The sequence below is a fragment of the Bernardetia sp. ABR2-2B genome (genome assembly GCF_037126435.1).
GTDB lineage: Bacteria > Bacteroidota > Bacteroidia > Cytophagales > Bernardetiaceae > Bernardetia.
In genome coordinates this window covers 286,302-307,840 of record NZ_CP147020.1, presented here as the reverse complement: position 1 = coordinate 307,840, position 21,539 = coordinate 286,302, and the positions used below count along the sequence as shown (strand labels likewise).

Here is a 21,539-nt window from a genome sequence, read left to right as displayed (position 1 = left end):
AAATTTAGTTTACGATTTAAAATTAAAATATATTTATTCAGAAAAGTTGTTTAAGAATAGGAATTTAGTTTTTATGTATAACTTCAAATAGGTCAGTCCCAAAGGACAAACCATCTACTGCAAACTAAAAATATCTGAAACACACTACCAAACGGTCTGCTCTACGAGACTGACCTATTATAGAAAATACAGCAGTAACAATCATTCTTAAACAGGTTTATAGAATAAAAATTTCATATTCTAAGTTATATACAACTACAAATTAATAAAAAATTAGTTTAAAAAAAATTCTAAAATCTAACTTTATTTACACAACAACTAAACCTTTTTGAATAAACTCTTTTTATCTACCATTTTTGCCAGTTTCGAGTTTTAACTCAAAAATAAATACCACAGATAAACAGTAAGGATAGAAAGTGGAATACCAATGGCAAGTAAAAAACTTCCTAATTTGGGGTTGAGCTTGTATTCTTGTGCCAACAAAACGCCTGTTACCATAGGTGCCATAGCAGCTTCCAAAACTCCTACATCAAAGGCTAAGTTTTTCTCTGCAAAGGTAATCAAATATAAAAAATAAATAACTAAAGGAGCAAAGAAAAGCTTATATAAAAGACCAAAAAAGAAAGGATTCAGTAATCTCAAATTTTCTTTTGAGAACTCTATTTGAAGTCCTACTGAAAAGAGAGCCAAAATAACTAAAGGAGCAGCTAATTTTATCAATACATTTTCTAAAGTTACTCCTAGCTGCCCTAAACCATTTATTTCTGATAAAAAATAAGCAAAAAACTGTTCTATTCCACCAAAAGGAAGAATTACTAAAGCGACCAAAAAAGCTAAAAAGGGAGGGAAATAAAAAAGTTTTTTCAAGATAATTTTTGCTGTGGGTTTGTCTCCTCCATAGCTCATAGCGACAACCAAACCGACAGTAGCGACAACCAAAAAAGAACCTGCTTGGTCGCAAACGATGGCATATTGTAATGGCTTTTTGGAGTTGTATAAAAACTCTAACAAAGGAAAGCCAACAAAAGAAGTATTGCAAAGTCCACATGCCAAGACCAAACAGCCTTCTGTTTGTCTATTCCATTTAAAAATGCTTGACATTACTTTGAAAAACAAAATACTTAAACCAAAAACTATCCAAGCCATTAATGCCAACCAAATTAAAGAAACTGAAAGTTCTAATTTTGGAATATAAACAAGTGCAAGACAAGGCAAAGCAACCCAAATAATATAGGTATTTATTCCTTTGTGTGTATTTTTTGGAAAAATAGAGATTTTTTTGAATACAAAACCCAAACCCAAACAAGCAAAAATTAAGAGTAAATTTTCCAATATATTTTTTTTAGAAGTAAATAATGCACAAAAGTAATTTTTAAATAAATAAGTTGTTTGAGAATAGGATTTATACGTGTATTTATTGGTGTCGCTACGGCTAAAATACCAACAAAGGCTGGGTTATTTTCCCTAGAATTAGGTTTACAAACCTAATTCTAAGGAAAAATCTATCATTCTTAAACAACCTCAAAGAAATAAAATAGATTCTAGTGCTGTTAGGTTAAAAGTTTTTGCTTTTTGTTTAAACAATCCTTTATCAAAACTGCTTTTTTTGTAACTTTGATTGATTATTTTTCTATTTTTTGCTCAACTTCTCTCTCAACTTTCAATGGATACCCATTCTACTTCTACAATTTGCCTTTTAATTACTGAAGAATATTGTAGTGCAGCTTTTTACAACTCTCAAAACTTACTTTCTATCCCCTACGAAGGAAAAGAACGTACAGACCTTTTTTTTGAAATAGGTACGCAAATTAAGCCTATTTCGAAAAAACATTATGAGAACTTGGATTCTTCTGTAAATACGCTTCGTCATCCTGCATATGGGATAGAGCAAAACAAAACATTTGATTGGTTAGGCGCTTCGCATCCTTATGAAAAATTGTTTGATAGTATTGTAGAAAATGTTAAAATAGAATTTGAAAGACTCTCGCCTAATTTTCAAGGTGTCATTCCACTTCTTTGTGTTTTTTCTCCTGCTTTTTCACAGCTATTAATTGACAAACTCAATGCTTATTTCATAAAAAAAGGATTTCATATTCTCCCTCATCAATCCTATATTAAATCATTAATCGAAGGGAAAAATCTCAAACTACAAGCCTCAAAGTCTTCTTTGACTTTTATAGAGAGTTTTGGAGAAAGAATAATGCTTACTCAAGCAGAAGGTGCGTTGAGCCTAGATATTACCGAAAAGAAATTACAGGATATTTCAGATTGGGATTTTGAAAGAGAACTTGTAAAATTTGTGTTGCAAAAAGCAATGAAACAAGTACCGACAGGAGTTGATATGGATGAAGAAGTAGCTCTGCATTCTCATAGAGCAGAAGAATGGTTAAATCAGATTAGAGATGAAAAACAAAGCTTTATTACAGTTAGGTTATCCAACGGAACAAGAGCTACGGCTACAATAGTTTCTCAAGAAGTTCAATTATTACGTATTCAAGATAGAGAACTTGCAGAAAAAGTAGCCGAACACACCAAAACCGATTCAGAAGTTTATTTAGTAGGAGATTTACTTTTGCAATCTGAACTAAAAGCACTACTTATTCACAGAAATTATACAGTTCATACACTCACAGACGACGAAGCTAGTCGTTATATTTTACGAGGAATAAAAGGTTATTTAGATAAACAAGAAAAAGATGAACCTATTTTAGTAGAAGAAACTTTAATTAAAGAAGCTATTCCTGAGTTTTTAATCTATCAATACTTTCTACCCAAAAAAATATGGAATTCACATGTTAGTTCTCAGAATTGGAATCAAGAAACTGTTGATAAAGTAATCAAAAAAAACGGGTTAGAAATATTGCCTTCTTTAGAAATTTTGCTCGGACAAGCTCAGAAATTAGCTAAAGACGAGCTACTTTCAACCGAGCAAATGAAAGGTTTGCGTATAAAAGCAAGAGAATTAGATATTAGTGAAAATGAATTTGAACAGCGTTTGAAAACAGCAGGAATACGAGTTTTGCCACTTCGTGAACTTTTAGAAACAAATGTAGATAGAAGGAAAGTAGGTCGTTTTTTTCCAAGCGAATATTATCCTCAACTTTTAGCCGTAGCCGAGCAAAATGGCTTTTCTGAGAGAGAGTTAAGTATTTTTTTTCGTCAAAGAAACTTAAAATTACAGACAAGGGAAGAAATTCTAGATTTTGAGCTTCAAGATAGATTAAAGGGTAAGATGCTTTCACAAGAATCTTTTCAAGAAATTTTGGAGGTTGGAGACAAACTTCATTATTCGAAATCAGATATAGAAATTCTTTTAGACAATCGAAAAATAAAGATACGTAAGCCTAAAGGAGTTGGCGCTTTCTTGGTCGCAGGAATTTTGTTTGCAGTCTTAGCTATTGCTATCATTTTAGTTATTACTATTCCAAAATCTACTTTTTCATTTTCTAACACAGATTCTAGCCAAGAAGAAAAAACATTTATTAGTGATAAAGTAGAAAACCCAGAACAACTTATTGGAAAATATGCAGGATTGGTTTTTCATACCGAACTCAATAAACTCAAAAATAGTAGAATAGAAATTTTGGCAGTCAGAGAAGAAAATGGAGAATATATTTTTACATACTCAATTCCTCAAGACCGTTTTACTACTTGGAAAGGAAAAATAAATATAGAGGAAAAAACAATTGATTTTATGCCTCCTGAAAATGCTCGTCATCGTGTAGAAAAATATAGATTTTACAGAAAAAATTATAAAGAAGCTGATGGTACAATCAGAAGAAGTGATATTATTCTTGAAAATTTAAAGGATACTACACAGATTTTTGTTAAATAAATTTCGATCTTCTCATTTATCTTTTTAGTAAAGGTATAAGGAATAATTACGAATTAAACTTCTGACTACTAGTTAATTACACAATTAAAAATGTCAATTTATTTAATTTCTACTCCTAATCTTGTTTGGGTCTCAATATTTATAAAAATACTTTTCACAAACTGAAAAGTGGTATTAATTTGAATTAAATAATAGCAAAAAATATGATACCGTCCATTTTTTGAGTTATATAACTATTCAAGTATTTCTTTTTTACTAAAGAATAAAGATAAATTTCAAATAAAACCAAACAAAGAACAGCCGAAAGACATTTAGAATGGTTATCTTTGTGTATAAAGTAAGAGTATTAAGTCATAAATACTACTTTCACAAACCAACTTGATTAAATAAAATTTAACTTATTATTATTTTTAATATTAAAACTAGTACGTTTCCTCCATATAGCCATTTCAAGTATCAAAACAAAAAAGTTATGCAAAACACCAATACATTTTTATTACATTTTTTTAAAAAAAGAAGTCGAAATCTTTTTTTCCTACTTTTCACCTTCTTTTTTATTTTTCAAGCAAATGCTGCTGACTTTTTTTGGGTAGGAGGTTCTGGAAATTGGAGTAACTTTGGAACTCATTGGGCAACTACCTCTGGAGGTGCTACTTTCCATCCAAATGCACCAACAGCAACAGATAATATTTTCTTTGATGGAAACTCAGGTACAGCAGGTTATACAGTAACTTTAGATATTGTTGCTGTAGCCAATAATTTCACATTTAGTGGAAATGCTTTTTCTTTTGATGGAGCTAATAGTTTGACCATCAATGGAACTTCTACCAACTCTTCTATACAAACTATTACTTTTGGAGGAACGAATACATACAGTTTTGCAGGAGATTATACAGGAGGTTTAGCTTCTATCACTCGTTTCACGACTTCTGATGTTGTTGATTTTGATGCAAATATCAGTATTGATAATGGCTCTACATTTAGTTTTACGCCCAATGCTGCCACCACAATTGCAGGAGATTTTATTTCAAGTAGTGTTTGTTCCACTCCAAATACCATAAATTCTACAGGAGGTGTTGCAAATATTACGTTTACAGGAGCAGCTACATGGACAAATACAAACGTTACAAATATAGCAGCTACGGGAGGTGTAACATTACAAAGTGGTACAATTGCTACAAGCACAGGAATCACAGATAATACTACCAATAGGAACTTATTTTGGGTCGGAGGAACAGGAAATTGGAATGATGAATCAAACTGGTCGTTAGTTAGTGGAGGAACTGGTGGAGAATGTACCCCAACAGCTACTGATAATGTAAATTTTGATGCAGCTTCTGGCTTGGCAGGTGGAACAGTTACTTTAGATGTAGTAGCATCTGTTCTTAATTTCGACTATGATGTAGCTGGAGCTACTTTCAATGCAGCTAACTCGCTAACTGTAAATGGCACGACTACTATTGCTGCAACAAGAATCATTGATTTTGAAGGAACAAATAGTTATAACTTTATAGGAGATTTTACAGCAAACGCTACTACTACAACTAACTTTTCGAATGGTAATGTCGCTGCATTTGGGAATGTTACTGTTGAGCAAGGAAGTACATTTGCATTTTCATCTTCTACTGGAGGTCAAGCTACAGTTTCAGGCACATTTACACCAAATGGAAATTGTTCTAATCCTATAACTCTTACAGCAACAGGTGCATTTACAGCCCCTGTTAATTTTGCAAACCCACAAACATGGAGTGGAGTAAATGTAAATCAAATTAATTCTACTGGAGCAAATGTAACCATTAATAGTATTAGTGTCGTCATGACAGGAAACTTTACAGATGGCACAGCAGGTGGAAGAACTCTATTTTGGGTAGGCGATACAGGAAATTGGTCGGATGAAACACATTGGTCTCTGACAAGTGGAGGAACTGGTGGAGAATGTATTCCTACAGGTACTGATGATGTAAATTTTGATGCAGCTTCTTTTACACTTGCTGGGCAAACAGTAACAATAGATATCGATGGGACATGTAGAGATATGGATTGGACGGGTGTAACAAATACTCCTTCACTTACAGGGGCAGTAGCAAGAGAGTTTACACTTACAGGTTCGCTTACTTTGGCAGCAGCAATGACACAAACAGGACTTGCTCCTACATTTGAGGGGTTAATGATTTTTGCTTCTGAAACACCACAAAATATTACAACGAATGGAAAAGGTTTGAATAGAGTTCGTTTTCAAACAGGTTCGGCAGGAGAATGGACACTTCAAGATGCTTTCTTAGTTCAAAATCAAACATTATTAAATTCTGGAATACTAAATACAAACAATCAAGACTTAGTTTCTGGAACACTTTCTACAAATAATGTTCTTACACCTACTAGAAATCTTAACTTAGGTTCTTCAGTAATTACACTTACAGGTGCTTCTACTACTGTTTTAGATTATAGAAATGATACAAACTTTACACTAAATTCTGGAACAAGTACAATAACTATTTCTGGAGATAATACTACAATAGAAACAGCAACTTTAGCCAAAACCATTTCTAACCTTGATTATACAGGCGCAGGAGCTAGAGTAATTAATACAGGTTCTGATGTAAATACAATTACATTTCAAGATGTTACTGTTTCAGATAACGGAACTTTTGATATAAATGGAACTTCTCCTAAAGTCTATAATACAATTACAATTGGAAACACTCTTACAAGCACAATAAATGGAGTGGCAACTGATTTGGGAAATACAGTAAACAATAATATTGTAATAGCAACAGGAGGAACTACAAATTTTAATGGTGGATATGCCATAACTGGAAATATTACAGCAGCAGATGGCAGCACACTTGATTTTGGCACAACGGCAGGAAATAATAATTTTGCTGGAACAGTTACACTTGGTGATGCAGGGATATTCTTGGCAGGTGGTGCAAGAGATAATACTTTTATAGGTGCTTTTACATTAGGAACATCGGCAACTGCTACATTTAGTAATACACCAATAGCTTCGAATAACTCATTTTCAACTATCAACATGAATGAAGGAGCTACTTTTGCATTTAGCTCTATCGCAACCTCTACTATTTCAGGGAATATAAATGTATTAGGTTCTTGTTCGAGCCCTGTTATACTCACTTCGAATAATCCTCCTACACAAGCAACAGTAGATTTTGCAAACCCTCAAGATTGGAATGGCGTAAATGCTAATCATATTTTAGCGACAACTAATATTCCCAATATCAGCAACGGTGCAGTAGGTGGAAATACCAACATTACAGGAAATGCTGTAAGTAGAGATTTATTTTGGGTACATAGTGTAGCAGGTGCAGGTAGCATCGGTAACTGGTATGATGCTGTAAATTGGTCAGCTACTTCTGGTGGAGCAGGTGGAGAGTGCCCTCCTACTATTTATGATAATGTGTTTTTTGATGATAATTCATTTTCAGCAGCAGGACAAATTGTAGATATGGATGCTGATGCCTTTTGTAGAAATATGGATTGGTCAGATGTAACCAACAACCCTTTTTTACAATCTATTGGAGAAGATGCTGACCTTACAGTAGGTGGAAATCTTACTTTTGTAAATGGAATGAGTGTTGGTACAGGAGGAACAAACCCAAATGAAATTAGAGATATTTATTTTGCTGCCACCAATGCTATCCCAAGCGCAGTAGCAACTACAAACAATACTATTGATTGGGGTATTCCTGATGAAAATACAAATAGCAAACGTTTTCAAAGAGCTTTCTTTGATCAAAATAAAGAAATGATTATTGCAGGAACAGCTTCTTGGACACTTCTATCAGCTTTTAATCTTACTCAAGAAGTTCCTTTCGGTAGATTAACACTCCAAAATGGAAATATTATCACAAATAGTAATTCTATCCAAATCCGTATTTTAGATGCAAATGGAGCTACTGGTTCTTTAGATATTGGAGATTCTGAAATTACACTTCGTGCAACAGGACTCACCTTTGATTTTAGAAATGATGCTAATTTCAATTTTATAAATCCAAATGCAAATAGCTTTTTTAGCCTTACAAGTGGTGGAGCAAATGTAGAAGGTTATACAGGGTCAGAACAAAAAGAACTTCCAGATATTATTGTTACTCAAAATAATAATGTAACTATTGATACTGACAATGGAGGAGATAGAATTACATTTAGAAATATTGATTTACAAGATAATAATGTTCTTTTTAATTTAACAGGAACTTCTCCAAAGACATATACAGAGGCTTTATCCTTTAATGTTGGAGTAAATGCGACGTTTGAAGCAAATTCAGCTACTAATGACCGTAGTATATTCGAAGAAGCCATTACTTTTGCAACAAATTCTCAAGCTAACTTTATTGGACAAGACCAATTTCAAAGTACATTTACTGTCGGAGGAACAGCAGGAACTGGTATTCGTTTTACAGGAACAGGACGTAATCGTTTTCAAGGAGATGTTACACTAGGAGCAGGAAGTTTATTTTCTCTTCAAAATACTTCAGGACCACCTAATGAATTTACAAATGTTACTCTAGCAGATGCAGTTACGTTCGAATTTAGTGCAAATGCAGATGCAGACGTTACAGGGAACTTTGTAGCTATCGCAGACTGTCTTACTCCAATTATTATTCGTTCCTCAACAGCAGGAAATGCAGCAACTGTAAACTTTACTCTTGCTCAAACTTGGGAAAACGTTATAGTAACAGATATTAATAATACTGGTACAGTAGTAACTGTAAATAGTGGTACAGATGGAGGAAATAATACAGGAATAGACTTCTCAACTATCACTCTAAGAACATTATACTGGGTACACAATGGAAATCCAGCAGCAGCAACAGGAGCAAGTACAACAGATTTTGCATTCGGGAATTGGAACGACCCAAACAACTGGTCTTTGGCTTCTGGTGGGCAAACAGGAGAGTGTCCTCCAACATTAAATGACGATGTGTTTTTTGATGCTAATTCGTTTGGAGGAAATAATCAAATTGTAAATATTGACGTAGATGCACAAACAAGAGATATGACTTGGACAGGTGCAACAGGAACACCTATTTTTACAGGTGCAGCCACATTTAATCTACAAATAGGAGGTTCTCTTACCTTTATCAATGCTATCAACTTTACATTTGCAGGGGAAACTCTCTTTAGAAATACCAATACAGGAACAAATATAATTGCTTCTGATGGGCAAGTATTCAATGGAGTTACTACTTTCTATGATAATACAGTAGGAACAGGCATTTGGGAACTTGCAGATGATTTTCAAACAGCTCAAACTTTCAATTTAGTAGATGGAACATTTACTACAAGTGCTTCAAATCATCAATTAACAGCAAGAATCATTGATGTCTTTACAATAGCGAATGGAGTAGGCGACCCAACAAGAGAATTAAACCTAAATAGTTCTGTTGCAAATGCTACTAGAGATGGAGGTTTAGCTGTAGATTTTAGAGGTAATACTACTAATTTTGTATTGAGTTCGACGGCTACTTCTGAACTTCATATTACGGGAGTTGGAGATATTGATTTAGAAATGGGAGAGGCTGCCAAGACAATTCCTAATCTATTTATTGATAATACAGTAGCTGGGAACTCAATAAATGTAAACTCTTCTAATATAGAAAATAATTTGAATCGAATTACATTCAGAGATATTACAGTTTTACAAGATGGCTTGATATTCAATATGAATGGAGATGCTCCAAAAACATATAAAAATATTACTTTCCCCAATGCTTCTTTAGTAGATTTTAGAGGAGTAACTAATGCAGCTCCACTACTTAACTTATATACTGGAACAGTTAATTTTGGGCAAAATACACGAATAGATTGGTTTGGAGATAACCAATTTCAACAACCTGTTACGATAGCAAGTACAACTAACAACGGAAATGCAGTCCGTTTACACAGAGATAATGAGTTTTTAGCTACTGCTCCTCTTACATTTTCAGCAGTAGGCAGAGCAAGGTTTACAGCAGGGGGAGGAAATCGAACCAATATATTCCGTGCGCCCGTTAATTTTCTTGGAGGTAGAAATATAATTGTATTTAATGGTAATGGCTCTACAACAGCTCGTTTTATAAGTACATTATTTATTGCATCAACAGCAGCACAACAAGCATTTATTGATTTCCAAGCTCGTCCAGAGTTTCATGCACAAGTAGAGTTTGGAGAAGCAGCAGGTGGAAATGCAACAACACAAGTACGTTTTCGTAGAGGATCAAACTTTACTCCAGCTCCAGCAGGAACTAGGTTTATTACAGGAAATGATAGCCGTATTACTTTTGAAAACGCTGATGTATCTGTAATTAGAGATATGGATGTAGGGGAAAATAATGTTTTGACATTCAATAATGACCTTACGATAGATAATCTTAACCTTACTCGTTTTGATGTCGTAAACTTTCCAAATAGTGATGGAACAGCAGCTAATAATGGTGTAACAACGATTACAGGATTTATGGATGCAAGAAGCACTTCCTGTGACCAGTGGATTAGTATTCGCTCAAACCTTGCTACGGTTCGTGCAGAAATTGATTTTCAAAATCCACACTTAGTTTCTACTAATACTAATCTCAACTTTACCTTTGTTCAAGATATTGAGAACACAAGTGCAAACACGGTAGAAGCATCTCCAGACCCTATTGTAAATATAGCAAATAACGTAGGTATTACTTTTGTTGGTGCTGTAACAGGGACAACATATTATTGGGTAGAGAATGGTTTGGGTGATCATTCAGGAAATTGGAATGATTTAAACGGTACACTCCCAACTGAGCAGCTCAATCACTGGGCGTTATCTTCTGGAGGTACAGCAACAGGTTGTATTCCTACACCAAACGATAATGTTATTTTTGATGAAAACTCTTTTGGAGCTGATAATGATATTGTAACACTGGATAACTTTTTCTCTTATTGCAAAGATATGATATGGGAAGATGAAATATTTACAACCTCAGGTTTTCGTCCTCGTCTACAAGGAGATAATATACACGTTTTGCAAATTTATGGGAACTTACGTTTTCCACACTTTCCTACTCGTCTCAATTGGAATCAGTTTCAAGGCTTGACAGAGTTCAGAGGAACATCTACTGCCGAATCTAAAACAATACTTTCTAATGGTTCTCGTTTTAATGGTCCTGTAGAGTTTGATTCTCCAGTAGATGACTGGTCTTTATTGGATTCTATGCGACTCAACGGTGGTGGAAGAGGAAATTTGATAATTAATTATGGAGAGTTGATTTCCAACAATCAAAATATTAGATTAGACCATGACTGGACAGTAAATGCTCCTACAGGTTCATTGCCACAAGGACGTTTTATTGCTGGAACAGGAACAGTAACTTTTTATGGCAACCCAGATGCAGATATTGAAATAAATGACTTTCAAACAGGAGCTGCGTGTTCTGAATGTACCGACCCAGTAGCACTAACTGGATGTAGTGGAAGTCCTTTTTATAATCTTACCATTGAAAAACGATTTGATAGAGGAGCAGAACTCAACACAACAGTATCTATCTATAATAATTTTCATATTGTAAGTGGGCGATTTGAAGATGATGGCTTTCAAGTCAGAGGAAATACTACAGGAACAGTTTATATGTATGATAATACACTCCTACGTCTTGGTGTAAACAGCAGAGCAACTACATTTCCAACTTGTTATCTTAGTGCAAATGTTACTCTTTCAAGTGGAACTCCCAATGGCTTTGCTAATAATGTTTATACTCCTCAAAACGATGTTGTGAACCAGAATAAGGCATCTATTGTAGAATATCGTTGTCCTGATGACCAACTTATTCGTGGACTGACTTACGGAACATTATATTTACATAGTGCTGTAGGAGGAGGAAATAATACCAAAAGATTTACAGGTAGTGCTACCATCAATGGAGATTTTTTTATCAATGATGATCAGCGTATCCGTGATATGGGATTCCAAATTACAGGAAATGACTTTGCTGAAGGCAACCGTTTTCGTATGGATGATAACTCGGCTCTGTTTTTAGGAACAAATCAAGATGTTACACAAAATACTTATCCTGTTTCTGGATTTGAACCAGATGGAATGACTTTCCCTCCTACAAGTACGGAGTTTGAATCTATTTATGGCGCAACGAATGTGGTTGCAGATAATATAGCTACTACTCTTCCTAAGTTTACAAATGCAGGTGAATTAGATGACCTTGCTACAGGTGGTAAAATGGATTTGAGAGGTGAATCGTCTATTGTTTATAATGCTGGTTCTCCACAAGAAGTTACAGCAGGTTTTACATACTCTAGAGCAATATTAAGAGCTACAGGTTTAGCTACAATTATTCCAAAAACAGTTACTAGACACAACCTTCTGAGCGATGCTGAGATGAGAGTAAGTTTACTACTGCGTATTGAAAATTTCAATAGCTTAATAGATGATGGAAATCAAATTATTGGAGTAACAACTCCAAGGTTAGAAGCACAAGCAAATTCTCAACTAATAATCGGAAATCAAACCGTAGCTACACTGTTTCCTACTGTTTTTGTTAGAGCAAATATTGATTTAGATGCCAATGACCACGAAACAATCTATAATTCAGATGTAAATCAGTTTATGTCTAATGAGCCTATTTATGGAAATATTACGCTAACAGCACCAAATTCTATTGATGCAACATTAGTAGAAAAACGTTTCAGACCAGACCCAGCAGGAACAAATGCAGGGCTAACGGCAGATATTCGTGGAAACCTATTAATAAATCCAAGAAATCATCTGATTGATGAAGGAAACCAAATTACTGGTCTTGCTTCAAAATCAGTTACGATGAATAGCGATGCACCTTTAGGAGAAAGTATGCTTACTTTAGGTACAAATGCACCTACGGATATTGCCACAGAGTTTCCTCTCACTTTTGGAACTATTGTTTTGAATGACCTTACTACTGTAATCTACAATGCAGGAGGAGGCGGACTAATCCAAAGAGTAAGAGGTGCAGGGTTGAATGGTGCTGCAGTGGGTACAGATTCATATTACAATCTGATTATTCAATCAAATAATGAATTTACTGCTCGTAAATTACTTCAAGCTCCTACTCGTATTCGTAATAACTTTACTATCAGAAGAGGTAGCCGCTTTGAAGATAGGCAACATCAAGTTACAGGAAGCACAAGTACAGCAGCAGGATTACTGACTATGGAAGATGGTGCTAGTCTTTATATAGGGCTGAACAATACAGGTTTAAAAACAGTATTCCCTACCAATTATGAAAGAGCTAGAATTATTTTAGATGATAACTCAAATGTACGTTATCAGTCTCGTAGAACAGTTGCTCCTTTTCAATTTGTATCAAGTGAGCCTATTTATGGAAATTTATTCTTAGCTTCTGGATATGGGGCTGCTGGTGCAAATGTTCCTAAGATAATCGCTCCTACTCCAGTAACAGCTACAAATACTACACTTACTGTAGATGGCGATTTGACAGTTCATTACAGAGTTCGCTTCGAAGATGTAGGAATACAAATTATTGGAAACTCTACTAATAACCTTTTAATTGAAGACGGTTCAGAACTTGTTTTGGGTACAGCAACAGAAGCAACATTATTCCCAACAGACTTTACTAGAGGAAATTCGAATTTAAGTGATGGAGATGCTACAAAAAGTATCGTGATTTATAACTCTAGTGTAACAGGGAATGACATCGCAGGTGGAGCAGGAGTTGCAACAACTGAAATAAATAATCCAATATATGGAGATGTTATTTTACGTAGTGCAGCAGGTACACCAGTTACTAAAAACCTATTAGGAAACGTTGTAATAAGAGGAGATTTGCTCATTGAAAATAATAACACATTAGAAACAACAGCTTCTAATTTTAATATCAATTTAGCAGAAAACTGGACGTGCCAACCTACTGGAGTATTCAACTCTCAGCAAGGAAGAGTTATTTTAGATGGTACAACAGAACAACGCCTTACTACAAATGCCCAAAAGTTCTTTGAGTTAGAAGCAAGTTCAACTGGTGGAAGTTTCCGTATGATAGATGATGTTACTATCAAAGAAAATGGACAAACTATATTCAATACTGGTCTTTTTATTCCTGATGATATTGCTTTAGGAACAAATAGCACAAGAATGATGGTATTTGAGAGGAATGCTACCATAGGTGGTTCTGGTACATACTCTACTGCAGGTTGGATTTCTACTTCTGCTGCAAGTCCTTTATCAGCTAATGGTCCTAGTAATGTAAGCCATGTAGTTGGTAAAGTTCAAAAAATTGGAGATGATGCTTTTATGTTCCCAATTGGAAACGGAACAAGTTATGCTCCTGCTGGATTAAGTGAAAGAAATAGCAGTACATCCGTTTTTGAAGCTCGTTATGTAGGCCCACGTTTTCCTACTCTTGATGGTTATGATGTAGATTTGAAAGAACCTTCAATTCAAGTAGTTAGTAATGTAGAGTATTGGTTGATAAATAATGAGGGTGCTGCCGATGATGCCTTTGTTTATTTGAGCTGGGAAGCTGCTAGAAGTGTTGCTTATCAGCCAGAAGGGCTTTTAGTTCTTCGTTGGGATGACCCAACTCCAATATGGCAAAATAGATTAAATGGTGGATATACTAATGCTTCTGCACAAGGAGTTGTTGTTAGTCAAGCTAAAGTTGGTACGTTTAGTCCTTTTACATTGGGTTCTATTACTAATTTTAACCCATTACCATTAGACTTACTTAGCTTTGATGCCAAAGTAGAAGGAGAATCAGTAAAATTAGACTGGAAGACAACGAATGAAATAGATAATTCTCACTTTATGGTTGAGCGTAGTCAAGATGGAAACACATTCGGTTCTTTAGGTCGTGTAAATGCAAAAGGAACAGGACTTGAAGGAACATTTGAGTATCAGTTTTGGGATGCAGAGCCTTATCAAGGACTATCCTATTATCGTTTACAAATGTTTGATTTGAATGGTACTTTTAAATATTCTCCTGTCAGAAGTATTTTATTTGAGAAAGAAATAAGTGGAATACAAGGTAAGGTTAGTCTCTATCCAAATCCAAATGGAGGCGCACGTTTCTACCTTAATCTTGATGGAAAACTGACCACAGACGCACAAATTCAAATTGTAGATATGACTGGGCGAATTGTCCACCAACAAAATGTACAAAAAGGAGGTGCAGATATAATCATTACTCCTATGCAAGTATTACCAGCAGGAGCGTACCTCTTGCGTTTTGTTACTCAAACAGAATCAATTACAAAGAAATTTATAGTTGAATAATTAATATTCTATAACTATAAGTTCACGAAAAAAGCCTTTTATCAAAAATGATAAAAGGCTTTTGTTTTTTATGAAAAATAGTATTTGGTATTTTTATCGTTCTTGTTATACCAATATAAATATTAAACCTCCCTTTTACTGGCGCAAGATTCTATCTTGTGTCTAATCTGTCAGCATATGCTGACTAAAGAGAGTGTCCAAGCAATATACTTGAACGAGATGTACTCAACTTTTATTTTGGTATCAGTTAAAAGTTCAATGAAAATATGATTATCTATAACTTGAAATTGATGTATTCAAATAAAAAAAATCTTTGTCAGTCTGTATAATTCGTAAAATCTGTGTTCCATAAAAAGCAGTAGCAGAACTAAAGTACCATACAATTAAAAAGAAATAAAATCTTGTGGATTAACAGGATTCCCTTCATACCAAAGCTCAAAATGCAAATGAGGACCATCTGTAAGTTCTCCAGAGTTTCCAATGACAGCAACTGGGTCGCCAGCCTTAACTATTTCACCTACTTTTTTGAGCAAAACAGAATTATGTTTATAAAAAGAAACCAATTGATGTTTGTGCTGAATCGCTAATGTATGTCCAGAGTCTTGAGTCCAAGAAGACAAAATAACTGTTCCGTCAGCAGCAGCCTTAATAACTTCATTTTTTGGTGCAACTACATCCACTCCAAAATGCGAACTAGCTGAATTATATTTATTAGTAACAATTCCAGAAATGGGAGAGAAAAATAAAACTTGTTGTAACTCACTTTTCGAAGTTCGTAATCCTTTTGTTTTAGAATCTTCCTTTTCAAATTGTTTTCTGAAAGCTAAATCAATAGAATCTATCTGTTCCAAATCCAAATCTTCTGAGTTAATTGTGTTTTCAGTAGAATCTTCCGAAATAGTTTGTTGTGGAATATCTCCACCCAAAATCTGCCTTAGGTTTTCATAATATTCATTTTGTCCTGCCACGATTGCTTCCAAAGAATCCGATTTTTCCATTAACTTAAAAAGCCTAGCTTGTGGATTTTCAGAAGTAGAAATTTGATAATCAGCAATTGCTTTTGCTAAAAAAAAAGAAGGTATAAAAACAAGCAAAACAAAACCAGCCAAAACAACCACAACTCGTGCAAAGTTGAAACGAATAGTTCTTAGTTTTTCAAAATTTTCTTCATCACGAAATACCATCAAATAATGATGCGTAAACCACTGCCAAAATGTTTTTTTCTGATTCAAAGTCTTTTTTTATTAATTAGTGTTTGATTATTATAGATTTTATTTCAGATAAAAATCTCAAATGAATCACAAAAATACGTATTTTTTGAGGACTATATAAAAAATACATAAATTATTACTCTGATTGTACTAAATTTAGCTATTTTTTAGATATGATTTGACTAATTGAAAACCAAAAAACTCCCTCAAAAGCAAAAAGCCTTTAAGAGAGCAAACACAAAAATACCTACTTGACCTGCAAATCTGAAGATTTGCCAAACTGATAGGTCGTAGTCAATAGACAATGCCCAACTATTTTTTTATATTAAAAATCATATTCGGTTTGATTAATTAAATGTTGAATAACATCTTTTTGTGTTTTTGAGTCTTTTAATAAATCCATCATTTTTAATATAGTCTGTTTAATATCAGAATAGCCAGCCCCATATCCAGCAGTTGTATATCTACTCATAAAATAATCAATGTAAAAAAACTGTTTTTTCTTAATGTCATAAAAAGCATAATTTCCACTTTCATCTTTTCGAATTATATACTTATCTGTTTTTTTTGCAACTGTATAAGAAGTCATTGTTTGTCCTTCACTTGTATTAAAACCAATCGTATTGTCATCATAGGTTACTGTTAGTACAAAGTCGCCATCAATTGTTGTCAAACCATATTTTTGACTACAACTAAGTTTTACTTTAAAATCACTTTTAATAGTTGTTTGAGAAAAAGCTAAAGAGCTTAGAAATGTAAATAATATGACTAAAATTGACCTTTTCATAATTTTGGATTTTATTTTAAAAAATATAATACTCCTCATCTTTAAAGAAGATATAAATTCTAACTTGTTATTAGTTAATTGTTTTAGTAAAAATAAGGAAAAAATCAAAAATAAAATAGAAAATATATAAAAAATAATATTTAGTCAAATATTTTAAAAATTTCACTTCTTAAAAATTCAATTTTTTCTTTGTCATTATATTCTTGAGCAAGTTTACTTATAACATCCAAATATTCTTTATTTGCTCCAACTACATATCTTTCAGATTGCAAGAAAATCATTATATCAATATCCAAAATATATTCTGGTTTGATTTGTTGTATCTTCTTTCCCTTATGGTAATACAATCTCATGTTGTTGGTTAATGGAAAAACTAGCTGAGTTTCTAAAATATTATTATTGCTTGGCTTATCTTTGAACACAATGGGACTATCTCCTAATAAATGTAAGCTAGTTTCTCTACTAGAACTAGCTATTCTCCAATTTTCAATATTTTTATGTATATCCAATAACATAAAATCATTCAACGGTTTTATTAATTTATAAATCTCTGTAAAACCTACTTTATTTCTCATTTCATTATATAAATGTTGGTTTGTAATTGTCTGATTACTTTCCTTATCAAGGGTTTTCACAAGTAATTCATTACTTGATGAAGAAGATATGAATTTTTCAATATCTTTATCATTTTTTGGTAACCTATAATAGGTTAAAGACACTAGTATTAGTAAATAAAAAACATCTTCAATGTAATATTGAACACTCCCACTTTGACTTTTAACTCTATTATATACAGGAGCTATTTTAGCTTCAAAGAACGCATAGAGTTCTTCGATAAAATCAGTATCACCTTTCTCAATATGCAATGTATTTCTATTCCATTCAAAAAAGATTTGTTTTGGACTAAACAGTTTTTTCTTAAGTTTATTTTCTGCTTTATCATATACATAGACTTTATTTTCAGAGTTAACAAAGCCTTTTATGTAAAACTCGGGTAAGTAATGATGTCTGTTTGTCATATAGCTGTCTTATATATTTAATGAGTGAAATATCATATAATACATACGTATTAAACCACAAAAAAATTCCCTCAAAAGCAAAAAGCCTAAAAGGGAATTTTCAGTATAAAAAAGCTACGTAATTCGTAATTGATTATTTAGTTACTTCTAACATTTCTTTTACAGCACCTTCAAGCTGCTCATCTTTTCCTTCGCTTTGTGGCGTAGGATTATTTTTGATTTCAATATCTGGAATAAGCTCTGTATTTTCCATATATTTTCCGTCGGTACGAATAATTCCTACTTGTGGAATACCAAAAACAATAGTTGGGTCAATCAAACGCTCCCACCAAACAGCCGTTCCTGTTCCTGCAACTGGCATACCGATAAGTTTTCCGATGCCTAAGTGTTGATAGACATAAGGGAAAATATTAGCATCTGAATAATTGCTTTCATTCATCAAGACAGTAGAAGGTTTGTTCCATTTAAACATCGGCTCAGTTCCTATTTTTTCTCCTCTTGGTACGATTTCAAAATACTGTTTTCCACTAAGGAAGGTAGCCAAATCGTCGTGTAACCAGCCACCACCATTAAAACGAGTATCTACAATTAAGGCTTTTTTGTTGCCATGACGACCCAAAGCCTCCGAAAACAACTCTCTGAAACTATCACTGTTCATTCCTCTTACGTGAACATAACCTACTTTTCCATCAGATAATTTTTCAGTTTCTTCTCTACGAGTAGTTACCCAACGTTCATATAAAAGTTGGCGTTCCTCCCACGTATTTATTGGCAAAACAATTACTTCTTTTGTTGTATTTGTTTTTGCATCTAAAATAGTAAGAAGTGTTCTTTCTCCTGCCTTACGGTTGAGGAGCGTGTGATAATTCATTGTAGGCGTAATTTCTATACCATCAATTTTTTGAATAATATCTCCTGCTACAACATCTTTGTTTGACTTTTGCAATGGACTTTTATTCAAAACTTCTGCTATTTTTAGTCCATTTCCTTCATAAGAATCATCATAAAAAGCTCCTAAAACAGCAGTACGGTCAGCATTAGGGTCAGAATGACGGTAACGAGTTCCTGTATGTGAAGCATTGAGTTCTCCCAAAAGTTCGCTTCCCATTTCAGCAAAATCATAATTGTTGTTGATGTGAGGCAAGAAACGAGCATATTCTTTTTTATAGAAATCCCAATCTACACCGTGAATATCTGTAACATAGAATTTTTCACGTACTTGTCGCCACATATGCTCAAACATGTATTCTCTTTCTGCTGCTGCATTGAGTTGCATTTTGGCATCAATAGAAACTGGTTTTGGTGTGTTGGTAGCTAAATCTATTTTTTTGATACTTCCATTGGCTAACAAAAACAGATTCTTGCCTTCTTTGTCCATTACTAGGCTTCCACCTCTTACGCCAAGTTTCAAAACAAGTTTAGTTTCTTTTTTTCTTAAATCTTCTACCCAAAGGTCTGCACCTTTTTCAAAAGAAGTTAGATAATATAGCTTTTCTCCATCTGGACTCAAAGCTGCATCACTCATTTGTGAAGCGTGACTTGTCAGACGAATTTTTCTATCTTCAAAACCTGTCCAATCGAATTTTAAAGGCTCAACTTTTTCATCCTTTTTATCTTCGTCTTTCTTATCATCTTCTTTCTTGTCTTCGTCTTTTTTTGCATCGCCTTCTATTTCTTTCCAAAGCGCATATTCTTCTTCCGACATGGTAAACTTTTTCCAAGCATCTTGCTCAAAAAACTGAATGTAGGCATCATATTCTGAACCCCAACTACCATGCGAACGCAAACCTTCTCTATCTGAAAGCCAGTAAAAAGCTTTACCCTTCATAGCAAAACGAGGAGCAGCATCATTATAACCACTCTGCGTAAGATTTTTGATAGCATCTTTTCCTGTTGCAGCAATAAGACCCACTTGAGGAATCCACGCTTTATTTGGTTCATACGTAATCAAAAACCATTTTGAATCTGGAGACCAAGCATAATATTGGTCGCCGTCGGAATAAGAATATGAAAGTTTTTCAGTAACTGTACGTACTTCTTTTGAAGCCAAATTAATTACTTTTAATGCTTTACGGTCTTCTATATACGCAATTTCTTTTCCATCTGGAGAAAATAGAGGTTGGAAAGATTCGTTTTTGTCGTTTGTAAGTGCTGTTTCGTTCAAAACTGTACTTGCATAAAAATATTTCTCTTCTTCTCTTCCTAACTTTGTTTGATAAACATTCCAGCTTCCATTTCTTTCTGCCGAATAAATCAATGCTTTTCCATCTGGAGAAAAATCTACATTACGTTCTTGCTCTGGTGTGTTTGTAATTCTTTTAGTATAACCATTCTCTACTGCTGTTACGAAAACTTCGCCACGAACAATAAAAGCAACTTCTTTTCCATTTGAAGAAACTGCCATATCTGTAACTCCACCACGAAGATTCTTATAAACAATATCGTTGTAACGGTTGTCTTGTGAAATTTCGATAGCTACTTTTTTAGGTGTTGCACCATCTTTCATTGTATAGATTTCGCCATTATAACCAAAACAAAGTGTTTTGTCTTCTGATGCAGAAAGAAAACGAACAGGATGATTTTCTAAGTTTGTAACCTTTGTTTGTGTACTTGGGTCATTAGAAGACATTTTAAAAATATTCATAGAAACTTTATCATTCTCTACGCCTCCTTTTTCACTCAAAAAGTAAATATCATCGCCTACCCAAATCGGATTACGGTCTTCTTCTTTATTTTCTGTAAGTTGAGTATGGATTTTAGTCGTCATATCATACACCCAAATATCTCTTGCAACACTTGAAATATGGTGTTTTCTCCACTCGTTTTCATAGCCTTTACGGTCTTCATAAACGAGTTTGTTACCTGCTGCATTAAAGTTTCCTTTTTGTGTAGTTTCATTGATTATCATTTCTGGACGAGAATTACCATCAATTGCTACTTTGTAAAGCTGCTCAAAACCACCAAAAGGATAAGCTGCATCTTTCTGTGTAGGCATACGATAAGCATTGAAATAGACAAACTTTCCATCATTTGAAAAGGCAACAGGTTTGTCATTAGAAGAGTGTACCGTTAGGCGTTTTGGTTCTCCACCATCTGCATTCATCACAAAAATATCGTGATTTCCGAAACGGTCAGAAGCAAAAGCCATCATTTTGCCATCTGGCGACCAAACTGGCATTACGTCATAAGCTTCATGTAAAGTAAGTAAAGAAGCACGTCCTCCATCTGTGTTTACTTTATAAATATCGCCTTTGTAGCAAAAAGCAATGTTTTGTCCGTTGGGAGAAATAGCTGAATAACGCATCCAAAGAGGATTTTTGTCATCTGTTTGTGTGTCTTGTGTTTCATTTTGACCCAAAACTGGAAAGGCAAACAGCAAAGCAAAAGCTGCCAAAATCCAGTTTGACGGTTTGGTAAGTAAGTTCATAAAAATAAATTGTGT

At 33.9% G+C, this 21,539-nt stretch carries 7 protein-coding genes; 2 read left to right on the top strand and 5 right to left on the bottom strand.

What is annotated here, in order from left to right:
* Positions 1-372: 372 nt before the first annotated feature.
* Entirely contained in the window at positions 373-1,332 is a 960-nt protein-coding gene (locus tag WAF17_RS01230; protein ID WP_338765239.1) for an AEC family transporter, read from the bottom strand.
* Positions 1,333-1,663: 331 nt separating this feature from the next.
* Here WAF17_RS01230 and WAF17_RS01225 point away from each other — a divergent pair, with 331 nt between their 5' ends.
* Together WAF17_RS01225 and WAF17_RS01220 are read left to right on the top strand one after the other, a co-directional pair.
* A complete protein-coding gene (locus WAF17_RS01225) occupies positions 1,664-3,835 on the top strand; it encodes a hypothetical protein (RefSeq protein ID WP_338765236.1) in 2,172 nt (723 codons plus the stop codon).
* A 472-nt stretch (positions 3,836-4,307) separates the two neighbouring features.
* Positions 4,308-15,080 carry a T9SS type A sorting domain-containing protein gene (locus WAF17_RS01220; RefSeq protein ID WP_338765233.1) on the top strand — a complete coding sequence of 3,591 codons (10,773 nt, stop codon included), beginning with the start codon at positions 4,308-4,310 and terminating at the stop codon, positions 15,078-15,080.
* 383 nt (positions 15,081-15,463) lie between these two features.
* On the opposite strand, the gene WAF17_RS01215 is transcribed toward WAF17_RS01220, so the two are convergent.
* The 4 genes from WAF17_RS01215 to WAF17_RS01200 all read right to left on the bottom strand — a co-directional run bounded on the left by WAF17_RS01215 (position 15,464) and on the right by WAF17_RS01200 (position 21,524).
* Entirely contained in the window at positions 15,464-16,312 is an 849-nt protein-coding gene (locus WAF17_RS01215) for a M23 family metallopeptidase (protein ID WP_338765231.1), read from the bottom strand.
* Positions 16,313-16,616: 304 nt separating this feature from the next.
* A complete protein-coding gene (locus tag WAF17_RS01210) occupies positions 16,617-17,078 on the bottom strand; it encodes a hypothetical protein (protein WP_338765229.1) in 462 nt (153 codons plus the stop codon).
* A 140-nt stretch (positions 17,079-17,218) separates the two neighbouring features.
* The gene (locus WAF17_RS01205) at positions 17,219-18,097 is read right to left on the bottom strand and encodes a DUF4238 domain-containing protein (RefSeq protein WP_338765226.1); all 879 of its coding nucleotides are present in this window, start codon (positions 18,095-18,097) and stop codon (positions 17,219-17,221) included.
* Positions 18,098-18,230: 133 nt separating this feature from the next.
* Complete coding sequence (locus WAF17_RS01200; RefSeq protein WP_338765223.1) at positions 18,231-21,524, bottom strand: S41 family peptidase; 3,294 nt, start codon at positions 21,522-21,524, stop codon at positions 18,231-18,233.
* Between the last annotated feature and the right edge of the window lie 15 nt (positions 21,525-21,539).